The sequence below is a fragment of the Gilvimarinus sp. 1_MG-2023 genome (genome assembly GCF_030548285.1).
Genome location: NZ_JAUOSC010000897.1, coordinates 1 through 279 on the forward strand (window position 1 = coordinate 1; position 279 = coordinate 279).

Here is a 279-nt window from a genome sequence, read left to right on the forward strand (position 1 = left end):
GGTTTACGATATGTCGGGCCCGTACAGTGATCCGGCGCTTGATCTGGATCTTGCCAAAGGCTTGTCCGCACTGCGGCAACCGTGGATTGACGAGCGCTCCGATACGGAAGTACTGGCCCAGTCCAGCTCATATTTCAGCCAGACCCGCGATATGGATTTGCGTTACGAGCAGTGGCGTATGAAAACCGAACGCAAGCCACGGCGTGCCTTGCCGGGCAACAATGTCACCCAGTTGCATTATGCCAGGCAGGGGATTATCACCCCGGAAATGGAATACAT

The 279-nt window shown here is 55.6% G+C and carries 1 pseudogene; it reads left to right on the forward strand.

Features of this window, described 5'->3' with window-relative positions:
- Positions 1-279, forward strand: a pseudogene (locus Q4563_RS19455) (phosphomethylpyrimidine synthase ThiC); the annotation flags it as partial.